We start from the raw sequence: 17,185 nt of genomic DNA, 5'->3' as shown, positions 1-17,185 counted from the left end.
TTATTATGCAAAACGATAATATATATTTTTTCTTTTTTTTAATATCGATAATAATTTCTATAATATCGATAAGATATGCTATGAATCTTAGGAATTACTTAAAGGAATTTATAGCTGTTTCTAAAAAAATAAGCAATAAAGAGTTTCATACAAAAATAAATATCTCTGCAAAAGGAGAATTAGGGCAATTAATTGATAATTTTAATTATATGATAGACACTATAGATAAGACTATTCAAGAAGTTCAATATAAAAATTTACAATTAAAATCTATAGTAAAAAGTATATCACATGGTATTTTAGCTATAGACATAAATGGAAATGTTTTATTGATAAATAAAGAAGCTAGGAATATGATAAAAAGTTCAAATGATCAAGTTATAGAAGGTAAAAATATAAATCATGTAATAAAAGATAATAGAATATTATCTGAAATATCTAAATTTATAGGATCTAAGAAAACAAAGATGAAACAAATTACTAATGATGAAGATATAGTATACAATATAAAACTAGATCCAATTTATTTACAAAGTAGTAAAAATGTTATAATAGGATCTATAATAAATATAGAAAACATTACAGAGAGAGTAAGGTTAGAAAATATGAGAAGTGACTTTGTTGCAAATGTGACTCATGAATTAAAAACTCCTTTAACATCTATAAGTGGTTTTGTAGAAACTCTTAGAATGAACGAAAATATTGATAAAAATACTAGAGACAGGTTTTTAGGAATAATTGAAACTGAATCTGACAGATTAAAGAGGCTTATAGATGATATTTTACTTCTTTCATTTATCGAAAATAAAGATACTATATATGCTGAAAAAGTAAATGTATTGAGTGTATTTAAAGAAGTATACGATTTAACTATCATTTTTGCAAAGTCAAAAAACATAGAGTTAAAATATAAATTTGAAGATGAAGATATTATAATTAATTGTAATAGAGATTACATAAAACAAGTATTTTTAAATTTAATAGACAATGCTATAAAATATACTCCTAGTGGAGGATTTGTTGAAACAATTATTTATAATAATGAAAAAGATATATGTATAAAAGTTAAAGATAATGGTATTGGAATATCAAAAGATGATAAGTATAGAATTTTTGAAAGATTTTATAGAGTAGATAAAGCTAGGAGTCGAGCGGTTGGAGGAACTGGACTTGGACTGGCTATAGTCAAGCATATAGTAAAATCACTAAATGGATCTATTGATATTAAAAGTGAATTAAATGTAGGAACTGAATTTATAGTTACTATACCTAAAAAAAATTTCCTTAATTAAGGAAATTTTTTTTTGTTTTTGTACAAAATAAATGTAATGAAAACAAAAGGAGGAAATAATATGGATGATGCTACATTATTTAGGCGTGCATTTGGGGTTGCTTTAATATTAGGTGTTTTATCTAGGCTTATAGTATTAAGATTAGTAAATAAACAACAGCCAACACAACCTCAAGATTATATTGAACAATTAATTTTATCATTTATTGCATCGGCACTTGGGGCAGTAGCTTTTCCTGCACTATTAGATAAAGAGTTTTCGGCCTTAACTTTTTTAGCTATAGGTATACAACAATTTCAAGAAGTAGCTAGTGAAGAAGAAATTACACTATCAAATTTAGAAAATACAGAATTGATATCAAAAGGAACAACTTATATACATGAAATTTCAAAAGAATATGAAGTTAGAAATTTTTTAAGTATTTTTTCATCTTTAGCAGCATCTATTACATTTATTTTATGTAATAATAAGTTGAATTTTAATTTCGTTATGTGTGTGATATCGTCAGCTATAGCAACTATAATAGTAGGTTATATATTTAAAAAAATATTATCTAATAAAAGCTTAGAAGATATTGTTGATGTTAAGGTCGTACCTATCGAATTTAAAGGACCTTTAATGTTAGTAGATGGAGTAGGTATAACAAATATAGGGCTTGAAGATTCAAGAAAAAAATATCTAAAAAAAGGTATTGGATTTAAAGTTATACCTAAAGATATGGTATCTGCAGGTATAATTGGAGACCCTGCTCAACAACAAGCTATGATACATAATGTATATTTGCATATGGGAATAGACAGAGATGTAGATGAGCCTGAATTTATACCTATAGCAAGAACAAATACAGAAGATGGATCTGTGAATTTTGGATTTATCCCACTTGTTAAAGATATAGATTTAACTGTTGAAGCTATAAAAAGTACACCTATACTAGACAGTGCAAAGGGAAATAACAATGCATATAGTAAGAACAATAAAAATAAAAAATCCTAAGAGGTGGAATATATGAAAGGAATTTTTTTAATAGGTATATTAATAGGAATTATTTCAAGAATAATAACACTTAAAACAGATAGAAAGCAGTATCCAACAGAGCCTAATATGTTAGTTTCACAAATTGTGTTAGCGGTAATAGGATCTGCATTAGGAGCTATGTTAGTTCCTGCATTGATGCAAAAATCATATACATCTGTAACTTTTTTATCTTTAGCAGCAAGCCAATTTAGACAAGTTAGACACACTAAGAGAAGTTCACTAATGGATATGGAAAAATCTCTTTTAGTAAAGCGTGGAGAAGGATATATAGAAGAAATAGCTTTAACTTATGAGGTTAGAAGCTATACTTGTATACTAACAGCACTTACTACATCTTCAGTTTATCATCTTGCAAAAACAGAATTATATTTAGATGAATTTCCAAGTATTATACTAGGTTCTATTGCAGGTATAGCATTGGCACTTATATTTAAAAAGCTATTTGTAAGAGAGAGTATAGGATCTATAGCAGAGGTAGTTCCAGCTAAAATATCTTTTGATGGACCATTATTAAAAGTTAATGATGTTGTTATTTCGAATATAGGATTAGAATCATCAAGACAAAGATACCTAAATCATGGTTTAGCTGTAGAAATAATACCTAAAAAAGGGAGTTATATAAGCTCTGGTATAATATTAAATCCTGGACAAAGACAAACTTTAGCAAATATAGCATATTCAAGATTAGGAATAATGAGAACACCTGATGAGCCAGATTTTATACCACTTTTAAGAAGAAATCCAAAAAATGAAAGCTTAGTAATGCCTTATATACCACTTGAAAAGGATATTGATAAATTAATAGCAGCAGTTAAGAGTACTCCTATAATAGAAAATGCAAGAGGAAACAACTGGGCTTTAAAAGATTTTACTATAAAACAATAAAAAGGAGTGTTATTAATGAATGTAGGTATAACTGATACAACACTAGCTATTGTTACTATTAATAAAGATATGAAATCATCAATTTTTCCTGTGTTTTATGCAGAAAATGAAAAAGAATTACAAGATAGAGCTTTAATAATCTCAAAAACTATGGGTGGAATGGTACATGATGTACTCAAGGGAACTCTAATAATAGTAAGACATTAAAGGTACCGCTAATGGTACCTTTTTATTGACTATTTCAAATAAAACATGTTAATATAATGTGATGTACTTAAAAGGAAAAGTGGTGAAATTTATGGAAGTAAATGTAAAAAATGTAAACAATATAATAAGTAAAGTATATAAAGACAGTATTGCACAAGAGTTAGGCATAGAAGTTGGAGATTTACTAATTTCTATAAATGATCAACCTATACATGACATAATAGAATATAAATTTTTATTAAGTGATGAGTACTTAGAAGTTGAAATAAAAAAGAAAAATAATGAAATATATGTATATGAGATAGAAAAAGATTATGATGATGATTTAGGTATAGAATTTACAAATCCTATAATAGATAAAGCAAAAAGTTGTAGAAATAAATGTGTATTTTGTTTCATAGATCAGTTACCAAAAGGAATGAGAGAAACACTTTATTTTAAAGATGATGACTCAAGATTATCATTTTTACAAGGAAACTTTGTAACTCTTACAAATATGAGTGAAGAAGATATAAATAATATAATTAAATATAGAATAAGCCCTATAAATATATCTGTTCATACTACAAATCCAGAACTAAGACAAACTATGATAAAAAATAAGTTTGCAGGTAGATTATATGAAATTATGAAAAGATTAGCTGATGCACAAATACAAATGAATTGCCAAATTGTTTTATGTCCAGGATATAATGACAAAGAAGAGTTAGAAAGAACTGTATCAGATTTAACTAAGTTATATCCATATGTAAATAGTGCTGCTGCTGTTCCTGTAGGTATAACTAAACACAGAGAACATCTTCCTCATTTAGAGATATATAATGAGAAAACAGCAGGTGAAACAATTGAATTAGTTCACAAGTTACAAGAAAAGTATCTTAAGGAACTAGGAACTAGATTCATATTCTTATCTGATGAGTTTTACATGATAGCTAATAAAAAACTTTTAGAATATGATGAATATGAAGGATTCATACAATTTGAAAATGGGGTTGGTATGATAAGTAAATTAGAAAGAGAGATAAAAGATTACTTAGATACTATACCTCAAGAAAAAACGAATATAACTAAGAAAGTATCTATAGCTACGGGACATTCAGCATATGAATTTATAAAAGATATGGCAAATTGTATAATGCAAAAGTGTAAAGGTGTAGAAATTACAGTATATAAAATAATAAATAATTTCTTTGGTGATACAATAACTGTATCAGGATTAATAACAGCAACAGATATAATAGATCAGTTAAAAGACAAAGATTTAGGACAAACTTTATATATACCAAGAAGTATGCTTAAGGCAGATGAAGAAATATTTTTAGATAATATAACTTTAGAAGAATTAAAAAACATAATGAATATTGAGATAGTTCCTTGTTTAAATGAAGGAAAAGATTTCGTTGATAAGATATTAAAATAAGAAGGGAGATTATTATGAGCGATAATAGACCAGTAGTTGCAGTAGTAGGAAGACCTAATGTTGGTAAATCAACATTATTTAACAAATTAGCAGGAAAAAGAATATCGATAGTAGAAGATACACCAGGAGTAACAAGAGATAGAATATTTACAGAGGTTGAATGGTTAAATAAATATTTTACACTTGTTGATACTGGAGGTATAGAGCCAGATAGTAATGATATAATATTATCTCAAATGAGAAATCAAGCAATGCTTGCTATGGATATGGCACATGTTATATTATTTGTTGTTGATGGAAAAGCTGGGCTTACAGCAGCAGATAAAGAAGTGGCTCAAATGTTAAGAAAAACTAATACACCAGTTATATTGGTTGTAAATAAAATTGACAGTCAAAAACAATTTGATAATGTATATGATTTTTATGAATTAGGACTAGGGGTTCCATTTGCGATATCTAGTGCAAATAGTATGGGACTTGGAGATTTACTTGATGAAGTTGTAGCTAATTTCCCAGAAGGATTAAATACAGAGTATGACGAAGATATAATAAGAGTAGCTATAACAGGTAAACCGAATGCTGGTAAATCATCTATATTAAACAATATATTAGGAGAAGAAAGAGTTATAGTAAGTCCTATAGCGGGAACAACTAGAGATGCAATTGATACTTATTTAGAAAAAGGAGATCATAAGTTCCTTTTAATAGATACTGCAGGACTTAGAAGAAAAAGTAAAATATATGAAAATGTAGAAAAATACAGTGTAATAAGATCTATGAGTGCTGTAGATAGAGCTGATGTAGTACTTATAGTTATAGATGCAGAACAAGGAGTTACAGAGCAAGATACTAAGGTTGCTGGTATTGCACATGACGAAGGTAAAGCTTGCTTATTTGTAATAAATAAATGGGATCTAATAGAGAAAAATGATAAAACTATGAGTTTATATACTAAAGAAATAAGAGAAAAATTCCCGTTCATGTCTTATGCTCCGATAGTTTTTGTATCTGCTAAAACTAACCAAAGAATGAACAAAATATTAGAAACTGTAGTATATATAGCTGAAGAACATGCTAAGAGAGTTCCAACATCAACTTTAAACGATGTAATAGGAGAAGCTGTACTTCTTAATCAACCACCTTCAGATAAAGGTAAGAGATTAAAAATTTACTATGGTTCTCAAACAGGAACTCAGCCACCTAAGTTTACTTTATTTATAAATGATAAGGAACTTACTCACTTCTCATATCAAAGATATCTTGAAAATAAAATAAGAGAAAACTTTGGATTTGAAGGTACACCTGTTAGATTTGATTATAAAGAAAAGAGAAGATAAGAATTAGAGGGATGATTATGATAAATTACCTAATTATAATTATTATTTCATATTGTATAGGAAGTATATCTACTTCCTATATAATCGCTAAGAGGATGATGGGCGTTGATATAAGAACACAAGGCTCAGGAAATGCTGGGTCAACAAATGTTTTAAGAACTTTAGGAAAAAAAGCTGGAATAATGACTTTCGCAGGTGATTTACTAAAAGGTGTAATTGCTGTATTTATAGCTAAGTTTATAGCATACTTAGCTCAGATGGATGCAAGTAATGCAGCTTATATAGCGGTTGTAGCTGTTGTAATAGGACATAATTGGCCAGTTTTCTTAGGATTTAGAGGTGGAAAAGGCGTTGCTACGTCTTTAGGAGCTATGATAGCTGTAAATCCAATAATAGCTTTAAGCTGTTTTGCATTTTTTATACTTATAGTATATGTAACTAAGTATGTTTCTTTAGGTTCTGTACTTAGTATATGCACATCTCCTATAATAATGCTTTGTATAGGAAATTATAAAGGCTTAGCCGTTACATTATTTTTATCTATATCAGTAATATTTAAGCATAGAGAAAATATAAAAAGGTTGTTAAATGGAACAGAAAGAAAAATAGGCGATAAAAAATAATACTTTGATTGTACTTAGGGGGTGTTTCTATGGAAAAAATATGCGTATTAGGAGCTGGAAGCTGGGGAACTGCATTAGCACTTGTAGTAGCTAAAAAAGGCTATAATGTTTCGATGTGGACTTTAAGTGAAGACCAATGTCAAAAGGTAAATAGCACCAGAGAAAATGTAGATTACCTTCCAGGAGTTAATATACCTAAAAATATACATATTACTACTGATTTAAAAGAAGCTATAAATGATAGCTCTGTTATAGTATTAGCAGTACCTTCACAAGCAATAAGAAGTGTATGTAAACAAATAAAGCCATTTGTGAACAAAAATCAAATATTAGTTGATGTTGCAAAAGGTTTAGAAAAAGGAACTGGATTAAGACTTTCACAAGTATGTGAAAAAGAATTGCCTGAATGCAAATATGTTGTTCTTTCAGGACCATCTCATGCAGAAGAAGTATCTAGAGATATACCTACTACTGTAGTTGTAGCATCAGAAGATTTAACTACTGCAGAAAAAATTCAAGATATATTTATGAGTCCTAAGTTTAGAGTTTATACCAACCCAGATGTTGTTGGAGTTGAGCTTGGTGGAGCTTTAAAAAACATAATAGCATTTGGAGCTGGGATATGTGATGGACTAGGATATGGAGATAATGCTAAAGCAGCTCTTATGACTAGAGGAATAAGGGAGATAAGTAGACTTGGAGTAGCAATGGGAGCTGAAACATCTACCTTCTCAGGACTATCAGGTATAGGAGATTTAATAGTAACTTGTACTAGTATGCACAGTAGGAATAGAAGAGCAGGAATACTTATAGGGCAAGGTAAAAGCTTAGAAGAAACATTAAAAGAAGTAAAAATGGTTGTAGAAGGAATTACAGCTACAGAGGTTGCTTATGAAGTAGCAAAAAAATTAAATATAGAAATGCCTATAACTAATGCTATTTATTCTGTGTTACATGATGGAGCTAATCCAGATGAAGTAGTTGATGAGTTAATGATGAGAAATAGAACTCATGAAGTTGAAGAGGTAGTTAAAGAGAAACTAGACATTTAAGTCTAGTTTTTTTTTGTTTTTGTAATATTATCTTAAATACTAAAATATACTTTATTAAGAATTTGTATGCAGGAGGGTTATAGATGAATAATATATATGAGGACATAGCAAAAAGAACTCAGGGGGATATCTATATAGGTGTAGTGGGACCTGTTAGAACAGGAAAATCTACATTTATAAGAAAATTCATGGAGTTGTTAGTTTTACCTAATATAGAAAATGAGTTTAAAAGAGAAAGAACAAAAGATGAAATACCTCAAAGTGGATCAGGAAAAACTATAATGACTGTTGAACCTAAATTTGTTCCAGCCGATGGAGTAGAAATAAAAATAAAAGAAAATGTGTCTATGAAAGTTAGAATGGTAGATTGCGTTGGGTACATAGTTGATGGAGTTTTAGGACATGAGGAAGATGGTAAGCAAAGATTAGTATCTACACCATGGTCTAATGAAGCTATGACTTTTGAAAAGGCTGCAGAAATAGGAACAAAAAAAGTTATAAGAGATCATTCTACTATAGGAATAGTGATGACTACAGATGGAACTGTTACAGGAATAGATAGAAAAGGATATGCTGCACCAGAAGAAAGAGTTATAAAGGAGTTAAATGAGCTAAAAAAACCATTTGTTATAGTTTTAAATACTTTAAATCCATATGCTGAGGAAACTTTAGAATTAAAAAGAGAATTAGAAGAGAAATATGACAAACCTGTAATACCGTTAAATGTTTTAGCTATGGATGAAGATGATATAGAAGTAGTTATGGAAAATGTATTATATGATTTCCCAGTTAATGAAATAAATATAAACTTCCCTAAATGGATAGAAGGTTTAGAAAAAAATCATTGGATAAAAAATAATATAATATTTGCAATAAAACAAAGTATAGATGATGTTGGAGTTATAAGAGATGTAAATAACATTATAAAAGGATTTGAAGAGTTGGAATTCTTAGAGGAAACTAAAGTTGATAACGTTGAATTAGGAGAAGGTATAATAAGTATAAATTTAGGTACTAAGAAAGATTTATTCTACAATGTACTAGAGGAAAAAAGTGGATTTAAGATAGATGGAGAATACGAGTTATTAAATTTAGTAACTAGATTGTCTAAAGTTAATACAGAATATGAAAAAGTAGAACAGGCATTAATAGATGTAAGAGAAAAAGGATACGGATTAGTTGCACCTACGTTAGATGAACTTACATTAGACGTACCTGAAATAGTTAAACAAGGAAAGCAATATGGAGTTAGATTAAGAGCTAAAGCTGGATCTATTCATATGATTAAAGCTGATATATCAACTGAAATATCGCCAGGTGTAGGAACAGAGCAACAAGGAAAAGAAATGTTAGAAAGTCTTCTTAAGGGGTTTGAAGAAAATCCAAATGAAATATGGGAATACAATATGTTTGGTAAATCACTACATGATTTGGTAAAAGATCAATTACAAAGTAAATTGTATATGATGCCAGATGATGTGAGAGTAAAAATACAAAAAACTTTACAAAAAATAATTAATGATGGTTGTTCAAATATAATAACTATTATTTTATAAATAAAAAAGGCACATACGAAATTTGTATGTGCCTCTTTTATTGTTAATTTTAATATAAGAAGGAGTTATATTCTACTTGAAGAAATAGATAATATACATTTTATTGTTGGAGGGGATATATTGAGAAAATTAAAATTAACTAAGCTTATTTTAGTTTGTATATTAATTTATATAGTTTCAAATATAATTGGGATAGTAATAAAAAAGAACATGGATACTTTGGTTTTAAAGAATGAGACTATACAAGATAGTTTTAAAAAAAAGGGGTTAATAATACGGGATGAGTATTTACTAAATTCTAGTATGTCTGGAAATATAAAATATTGTATTAAAGAAGGTGAACGAGTAAAGCAAAATGATAAGATAGCTTATATTTATAATAATAATGTTAACGAAGATGTTGTAGATAAATTAAATGAATTACAAAAAGATATATCTGATATAGAAAAAGGAAATACAAATATAGTTAAATCAGATGTGAAAAATTTAAATAATAATATAAATAAATCTTGTAATAGTATACAGAAAAAATTATTAAATGGTGACATAGCTGTAAGTAAAGACGTAGAAAATTTAAGTAAATTGATTGAAGATAAAAATTATATAATAGGAAGCGACTTAAATAGTAAATCATTAGAAAATAAAAAATTAGAAGAAAAAGAAGTTAATAGTATAATAAGTAAAAATTCAGAGTTATTTAAAGCTAAAAATTCAGGCATCGTATCGTATAAATTTGATGGGAATGAAGATAAATTTAAAATCGATAGAATAAATGAAATAAAAAAAGAAGATATAGAAAATACAGAAAGCAAGTATAAAAATATACAACAAAAAAATAAAGTTAAAAAAGAAGAAACTTTGGCGAGAGTTATAAATAATTTCAAACAGTATGTTGCTATAAGTTGTAGCAAAGAAGAAGTTAAAAAATTAGATGTAGGTCAGCAAATTATATTGTCTAGTGAGATTGAAAAAATAAATAGTAACGTATATGATATATATAAGGATGGAAAAGATTATATTGTAATATTGGAGATAAGTGAACAAAATGTGGAAATTTACGATACAAGAGTTAAAGAATTTGATATAATATATAAGTCAATGGAGGGGTTAAAGGTTCCTAAGAAGTCGATAATAAATGTTGATGGTAAAAAAGGCGTATATGCTATATCAGAAACTGGAGACGCAAAATTTGTAGAGATAAAAGGAAATTTATATGATAGTGAAGAATATATAATCATTGACCACTATAAAAATGATATAAATGGAATAAATACTATAGGTATTTATGATGAAATAATATTAAATCCTAAATTTAAAAATTTTTTTTGATAAAGTAGGTGATTAAATGGAGTGTATAAAATCTAATATAGAAAATATAAAAACTAAAATTAATAATTCTTGTAAAATATCAAATAGAAATGAAGAAGATGTTAAATTAATAGCAGTAACAAAAACAGTAGATATAGATGCTATTAATGAAGCGATTGAGTGTGGTGCAACAGATGTTGGAGAAAATAAACCACAAGAATTATCTAGAAAGTTTGAAGTTATAGGAAATAAAGTTAGATGGCACCTTATAGGAAGTTTACAAACCAACAAGGTAAAATATATAATTGATAAAGTATATATGATACATTCAATAGATAGATTATCTTTATGTGATGAGATTCAAAAAAGGGCAGAAAAAATTGACAGAACAATAAACTGCTTAGTACAAGTAAATATATCAAAAGAAGATAGTAAACATGGAATTTATGAGGAAGATGCTTTAAGTTTTATAAAAACTATAGCAAATAGTTATCCTAATATAAAAGTTAAGGGCCTTATGACTATGGCTCCAAATACAGATGATAAGGAATTAATAAGATCTGTATTTAAAAAATTAAAAAAATTATCTATTGCTATAGATAATGAAAATATAGAAGGTGTATCTATGGATGAGCTATCTATGGGTATGAGTAATGATTTTGAAATAGCTGTTGAAGAAGGAGCTACTTTTGTTAGAGTAGGGACTTCTATATTTGGAAAAAGAAATTATAATAAAAAATAATTAATATATGTAATGGAGGATGTTAATAATGGGAAATGGTTTCATAAGTAAAATAAAAGATTGGATGACTGATGAAGTAGAAGAAGACTTTATGGATGACGAGATAGAAGAAATAGAAGAAGAAATAGAAGTATCAGAAGATTTAAGCAGTGGAGTAGGAGCTATAGCACAACCTAAAAGCAATAAAATAGTAAATATACATACAGCAGGACAAATGAAAGTTGTTATAGTAGAACCTAAAAAATATGAAGAAGTTACATCTATAGCAGACCAATTAAAACAAAGAAGAGCTGTAATAGTTAACTTAGAAAACTTAGATGATGCAGTTACTCGTAAATCTATATTTGATTTTATGAATGGAGCTGTGTATGTACTAGATGGAAGTATACAAAAAGTATCTAAAGCTATATTTATATTAGCGCCTAATAATGTAGATATAGATGCAAATATGAAAAAAGAATTAGAAAGTAAAGCTTTTTTCCCATGGCAAAATAAATAATAAAAAAAGGAGTAAGATATAATATGATAAAATACTCTTTATTTGTTTTAACTGATATTATTCAATTTGCAATAGTAATAAGAGCACTTATGACGTGGATTCCGGGGGCAATAGAATCAAAGGCTTATAATATAATAGGAATGTTAACAGAGCCTATAGAAGGACCTATAAGAAATATTATGAATAAATATTTTGAAGGTCCTATAGATTTCTCTCCTATAGTGGCTTTATTTGCATTACAACTTATAAATGTGTTAATAGGGTATATATTGTAAATTAAAATTTAGGAATTATTTATGGATAAGATAACACTTACAAATCATATTAGAGATATTGATTTAAAAAATAAAATGTTTAAGGTCATAGATAAAGCATATTCTTGTATGAAAAATTATGATGTAAAGTATACTGATTTTTTAAATCCTTATGAAGTTAAAAATGCTATATCTATATTAAATAACTTTAATGACATTAAATATACTGTTGATGGTGGATTTAATGAAGCAGAAAGAAAGTTAATATGTATATATCCATATTATATGGATTATGAAGATATAGAAGAATCAATTAAAGTATTGCAAATAGAAGGAAATTTTAAATTTAAAGAAGTAAAACATAAAGATTATTTAGGTGCTTTACTTAATTTGGGTATAAAAAGAGAGAAAATTGGAGATATAAATATACATGACAACTTCTGTCAAGTAATAGTAAGTAAAGATATAGCTGATTTTATAATAATAAATTTAAGCAAAGTCTCAAGAAATAATGTAACTATAAAAGAGATAAGCAAAAAAGATATATTTTACATAAATCCTAAATTTAAGGAAGTATCTTTTACAGTATCATCTCAGAGATTAGATTGTTTAATCAGTGGCATATATAATATTTCAAGACAAGAAAGTTTAAAACTTATAAATGCAGAAAAGGTATTTGTAGATTATGAAAAAATAACCTCTGCGTCGAAAATATTAGAACGGGAAAATCTTATATCTGTAAGAGGTAAAGGTAGAGCTATAATAGAAGATATAGGAGATATTACTAAAAAAGGCAAAATAAAAGTAAAAGTAAAACTAATAGTATAGGGAGGGGAACATATGCTGACTCCAGTAGAAATAGAAAATAAGGAATTTAAAAAAGGTATACGCGGATATAGAGAAGATGAAGTAGATGAATTTTTAGATATAGTAAAAGAAGATTTTGAAAATATATATAGAGAAAATTTAGACTTAAAAGAAAAAATTAGAATGTATAATGATCAAATAAATAAGTATGAAAATATAGAAGAAACATTAAAAGCTACACTTATAACTGCACAAACAGCAGCAGAGGATACATGTAGTGCAGCTAATAAAAAAGCTAAGATAATAGTAGAAGAAGCTGAGCTTAGATCAAGACAAATAATAGAACAAGCTAACAATAGAGTAATTGAAATTAGAAAAGAATATGACTCTCTTGTTAAAGAATTTAAGATATTTAGAAATAAATTTAAATCACTACTAGAAGATGAAATAAGAAGTGTAGATGACATTTTCTCAGATATAGATGAAAGCAGTGTAGAAAAAATAGATGAACTTCAAAAAGAATTATCAGATGCATTAGAGTAAAAAGATATTGACTATTTGAAAAATTTATTATAAAATTTCATACATATACAAAATTATACTTATAAATAAAAGCTATGATGGAGAGAGTAGTCTTTAGATAATTTCACAGAGAGTTGGAAAAAGCTGAGAACCAATAAATTTATAAAGGTGAAAATCACTCCTAAGCTGCAGGCTGAACGGTAAAACTATTAAGCTGTGCCGGTTAAAAACCGTTATATTGAAAGAGTGTTACATATGTAATATTTAATTTATATATGTAAAATTAGGGTGGTAACGCGAGTAATAACTCGTCCCTTTATGGGGACGGGTTTTTTTATGTAAAATTTTAAAATAAAAAAAGGAAGGTGGATTAGAATGACTAAATTTAAGTCATTAGTTGATTCTTCTGTAAAAGAAGCTGAAGCTAAAGTATCAAAATACTGGGATGACATAAATATGCTAGAGAAAACTCTAGAAAAAGGAAAAGATGATCCAAGTTTTGTATTCTACGAAGGACCTCCTACAGCAAATGGAAACCCTGGAATACACCACGTTATAGCTAGAACACTTAAAGACTCTGTTTGTAGATATAAAACTATGAATGGATATCAAGTAAAAAGAAAAGCTGGATGGGATACACACGGATTACCAGTTGAAATACAAGTTGAAAAAGAATTAGGTTTATCAGATAAGCAACAAATAGAAGCTTATGGAATAGATAAATTTAATAAAAAATGTAGAGAGTCAGTTTTCACATTTGAAAAACAATGGAGAGAAATGACTGAAAGAATGGCTTATGAAATAGACTTAGATAATCCATATATAACTCTAGACAATAACTACATAGAGTCTGTATGGTGGATATTAAATAAGTTTAATAAAGAAGGATTTGTATATGAAGGTCATAAGATACTTCCATACTGTCCAAGATGTGGAACAGGCCTTGCATCTCATGAGGTTGCACAAGGATATAAGGAAATAAAAAATAATACAGTAATAGCTAAGTTCAAGAGAAAAGATGCTGATGAATATTTCTTAGCATGGACAACAACACCTTGGACATTACCATCAAACGTAGCATTAACTGTAGGACCTGAAATAGATTATATAAAAGTTAAACAAAATGATGAAGTTTACTATGTAGCTAAAGCTTTAGCTAATAAGGTTTTAGGAGAAGACTACGAAGTTATAGAAGAATTAAAAGGTAAAGATTTAGAGTACGTTGAGTACGAACAATTAATGCCATTTGTTGAAGCTGATAAAAAAGCATTCTTCGTAACATGTGGTGATTATGTAACAACTGAAGATGGTACAGGAATAGTTCATACTGCACCTGCATTTGGTGAAGATGACTACAACTTAGGTAGAAAGTATGATTTACCAGTATTACAACCAGTTTCAGAAGCAGGTAAATTTACAACTACTCCATGGGAAGGTAAATTCGTAATGGAAGATGGAGTAGACGTTGAGATAATAAAATGGTTACACGGAGAAAATAAATTATTCGGCAAAGAAAAGGTAGCTCATAATTATCCACATTGCTGGAGATGTCAAACTCCACTTTTATACTATGCTAAGCCAAGCTGGTATATAGAAATGACAAAGCTAAAAGATCAATTAATAGCTAATAACAAAACTGTTGAGTGGTATCCAAACTTTGTTGGAGAAGGAAGATTTGGTAACTGGTTAGAGAACTTAAATGACTGGGCAATATCTAGAAGTAGATATTGGGGAACTCCACTTAATATATGGAAATGTGAATGTGGACATAAAGAATCTGTAGGATCAAGAAAAGAATTAGCAGAAAAGGCTATAGAAAATGTAGATCCAGAAACTATAGAATTACACAGACCATACGTTGATGATATACACTTTAAGTGTGAAAAGTGTGGAGGTACTATGACGAGAGTAACAGACGTTATAGACTGTTGGTTCGATAGTGGATCAATGCCATTTGCACAACATCACTATCCATTTGAAAATAAAGAAAACTTTGATGAGTTATTCCCAGCAGATTTCATTTGTGAAGGAATAGACCAAACTAGAGGATGGTTCTACTCATTACTTGCTATATCTACTTTCGTTACAGGAAAAGCTCCATATAAAAGAGTTTTAGTTAACGATTTAGTATTAGATAAAGAAGGTAAGAAGATGAGTAAATCAAGAGGAAACACTGTAAATCCTTTTGAATTATTTGATAAATATGGAGCAGATGCTCTAAGATGGTATTTACTATACGTATCTCCGCCATGGACTCCAACAAGATTTGATGAAGATGGATTAAAAGAAGTTCAAAGTAAGTTCTTAGGAACTATGAAAAATGTATATAACTTCTTTACGCTATATGCAAATACTGATGAAATAAACCCATCAGAATTCTTTGTTGAATATAAAGATAGACCAGAACTTGACAGATGGATATTATCTAAGTTCAATAACTTAAAGAAAGAAGTTGAAGAAAACTTAGAAATATTTGAATTAAATAAAACTGTTAGAATGATACAAGAGTTTATAAATGAAGATTTATCAAACTGGTATATAAGACGTTCAAGAAGAAGATTCTGGGCTACAGAATTAACTGAAGATAAAAAATCAGTTTATAATACAACTTACGAGATATTAACAGAGCTTTGTAAGTTAATAGCTCCATTTACTCCATTTATAGCAGAAGAAATATATAGAAACTTAACTAATGAAGAATCAGTTCATTTAGCTTCATATCCAAAAGCTAATATGGATTTAATAGATAATAGCTTAGAAGAAAAAATGGACTTAGTTAAAAACTTAGTTACATTAGGAAGAGCTTCAAGAGAAGCTACAAGAATAAAAGTACGTCAACCTATACAAAAAGTATTAGTGGATGGAAAATATGAAGATACTATAAATGACGTTGTAGACTTAATAAAAGAAGAATTAAATGTTAAAGAAGTTGTATTTGCTAAAGATTTAGGAGAATACATGAACTTTACATTAAAACCAAACTTTAAAGTTTTAGGACCTGTACTTGGTGCTAAAATGAAGTTCTTTGCTGGTGCATTAAGTAAGCTTGATGCAAGTGAAGTAGTATCTAAACTTGAAGCTGGAGAATCTATAACTGTAGATATAGATGGTGAAGAGTTTAACTTCAATAAAGAACATGTTTTAATAAACATATCAGCTAAAGAAGGATTTAATGTTACTATGGAAAATAATTTATTTGTAATATTAGATACAACTTTAAATGAAGCTTTAATAAATGAAGGATATGCAAGAGAGTTCATATCTAAAGTACAACAACTAAGAAAGTCTAATGATTTTGATGTTTTAGATAATATAGAAATAGATTATTGCTCAGATGATGAAATAGCTAATGCTATAAATGAATATTCTGAGTATATAAAATCAGAAACTCTAGCTATAGATATAAATAGAGTTGAAGATGAATCTATAGAAAAACATAACTTAAATGATCATATGACTGGTATAAAGGTTATAAAAAAGTAATTTTACTGTAATAAAAATTCCTAGATAAATTGTCTAGGAATTTTTTTATTTGCAATAAATTTTAAAAATTATGCAAAAATTGTTAAAATCATTGTATACAAATTAAAAATAAAAAGCAATATTAACTATATACCTAATAAAATAATGTGAAAATTGACGAAAA

Annotated in this window: 16 protein-coding genes and 1 other annotated feature; all 16 genes read left to right on the top strand. The window is 27.9% G+C overall.

What is annotated here, in order from left to right; translation table 11 throughout:
• Positions 1 to 5 precede the first annotated feature (5 nt).
• The 16 genes from H8891_RS09320 (at position 6) to ileS (ending at position 17,022) form a co-directional block, all read left to right on the top strand.
• Complete coding sequence (locus tag H8891_RS09320; RefSeq protein WP_187006225.1) at positions 6 to 1,292, top strand: HAMP domain-containing sensor histidine kinase; 1,287 nt, start codon at positions 6 to 8, stop codon at positions 1,290 to 1,292.
• 60 nt (positions 1,293 to 1,352) lie between these two features.
• On the top strand, positions 1,353 to 2,285 hold the full coding sequence (locus tag H8891_RS09315; RefSeq protein WP_187006224.1) for a YIEGIA domain-containing protein: 933 nt from the start codon (positions 1,353 to 1,355) through the stop codon (positions 2,283 to 2,285).
• Between the two features lie 12 nt (positions 2,286 to 2,297).
• Positions 2,298 to 3,212, top strand: coding sequence for a YIEGIA domain-containing protein (locus H8891_RS09310; RefSeq protein ID WP_187006223.1), 915 nt, complete (start codon positions 2,298 to 2,300; stop codon positions 3,210 to 3,212).
• Between the two features lie 15 nt (positions 3,213 to 3,227).
• Positions 3,228 to 3,419 (top strand): capping complex subunit for YIEGIA, encoded by a 192-nt coding sequence (locus tag H8891_RS09305; RefSeq protein ID WP_187006222.1) that lies wholly within the window; start codon positions 3,228 to 3,230, stop codon positions 3,417 to 3,419.
• Positions 3,420 to 3,510: 91 nt separating this feature from the next.
• Positions 3,511 to 4,839, top strand: a complete 1,329-nt coding sequence (locus tag H8891_RS09300) for a DUF512 domain-containing protein (RefSeq protein ID WP_187006221.1) — start codon at positions 3,511 to 3,513, stop codon at positions 4,837 to 4,839.
• A 14-nt stretch (positions 4,840 to 4,853) separates the two neighbouring features.
• Positions 4,854 to 6,176 (top strand): ribosome biogenesis GTPase Der, encoded by a 1,323-nt coding sequence (gene der, locus H8891_RS09295; RefSeq protein WP_187006220.1) that lies wholly within the window; start codon positions 4,854 to 4,856, stop codon positions 6,174 to 6,176.
• A gap of 11 nt (positions 6,177 to 6,187) precedes the next feature.
• Entirely contained in the window at positions 6,188 to 6,799 is a 612-nt protein-coding gene (gene plsY, locus H8891_RS09290; protein ID WP_187006219.1) for a glycerol-3-phosphate 1-O-acyltransferase PlsY, read from the top strand.
• Positions 6,800 to 6,828: 29 nt separating this feature from the next.
• Positions 6,829 to 7,851 carry an NAD(P)H-dependent glycerol-3-phosphate dehydrogenase gene (locus tag H8891_RS09285; RefSeq protein ID WP_187006218.1) on the top strand — a complete coding sequence of 341 codons (1,023 nt, stop codon included), beginning with the start codon at positions 6,829 to 6,831 and terminating at the stop codon, positions 7,849 to 7,851.
• A gap of 83 nt (positions 7,852 to 7,934) precedes the next feature.
• A complete protein-coding gene (gene spoIVA, locus H8891_RS09280) occupies positions 7,935 to 9,407 on the top strand; it encodes a stage IV sporulation protein A (RefSeq protein WP_187006217.1) in 1,473 nt (490 codons plus the stop codon).
• 120 nt (positions 9,408 to 9,527) lie between these two features.
• Positions 9,528 to 10,736: an HlyD family efflux transporter periplasmic adaptor subunit gene (locus H8891_RS09275; protein ID WP_187006216.1), complete on the top strand. Its 1,209-nt coding sequence runs from the start codon at positions 9,528 to 9,530 to the stop codon at positions 10,734 to 10,736.
• Between the two features lie 16 nt (positions 10,737 to 10,752).
• Positions 10,753 to 11,457 (top strand): YggS family pyridoxal phosphate-dependent enzyme, encoded by a 705-nt coding sequence (locus tag H8891_RS09270; RefSeq protein WP_187006215.1) that lies wholly within the window; start codon positions 10,753 to 10,755, stop codon positions 11,455 to 11,457.
• Between the two features lie 28 nt (positions 11,458 to 11,485).
• Positions 11,486 to 11,956, top strand: coding sequence for a cell division protein SepF (locus H8891_RS09265; protein ID WP_147543164.1), 471 nt, complete (start codon positions 11,486 to 11,488; stop codon positions 11,954 to 11,956).
• 23 nt (positions 11,957 to 11,979) lie between these two features.
• Positions 11,980 to 12,231, top strand: coding sequence for a YggT family protein (locus H8891_RS09260; RefSeq protein ID WP_147543165.1), 252 nt, complete (start codon positions 11,980 to 11,982; stop codon positions 12,229 to 12,231).
• 21 nt (positions 12,232 to 12,252) lie between these two features.
• Positions 12,253 to 13,038, top strand: coding sequence for a YlmH family RNA-binding protein (locus H8891_RS09255; protein WP_187006214.1), 786 nt, complete (start codon positions 12,253 to 12,255; stop codon positions 13,036 to 13,038).
• A 12-nt stretch (positions 13,039 to 13,050) separates the two neighbouring features.
• Entirely contained in the window at positions 13,051 to 13,560 is a 510-nt protein-coding gene (locus H8891_RS09250) for a DivIVA domain-containing protein (RefSeq protein ID WP_187006213.1), read from the top strand.
• Positions 13,561 to 13,625: 65 nt separating this feature from the next.
• Positions 13,626 to 13,858 (top strand) — a binding site (T-box leader).
• Positions 13,859 to 13,914: 56 nt separating this feature from the next.
• Positions 13,915 to 17,022 (top strand): isoleucine--tRNA ligase, encoded by a 3,108-nt coding sequence (gene ileS, locus H8891_RS09245; RefSeq protein ID WP_147543168.1) that lies wholly within the window; start codon positions 13,915 to 13,917, stop codon positions 17,020 to 17,022.
• Positions 17,023 to 17,185 lie beyond the last annotated feature (163 nt).

The sequence above is a fragment of the Paeniclostridium hominis genome (genome assembly GCF_014306135.1).
GTDB lineage: Bacteria > Bacillota > Clostridia > Peptostreptococcales > Peptostreptococcaceae > Paraclostridium > Paraclostridium hominis.
The sequence above is the reverse complement of the archived record's forward strand: the minus strand, read 5'-3'. Positions and strand labels throughout refer to the sequence as shown.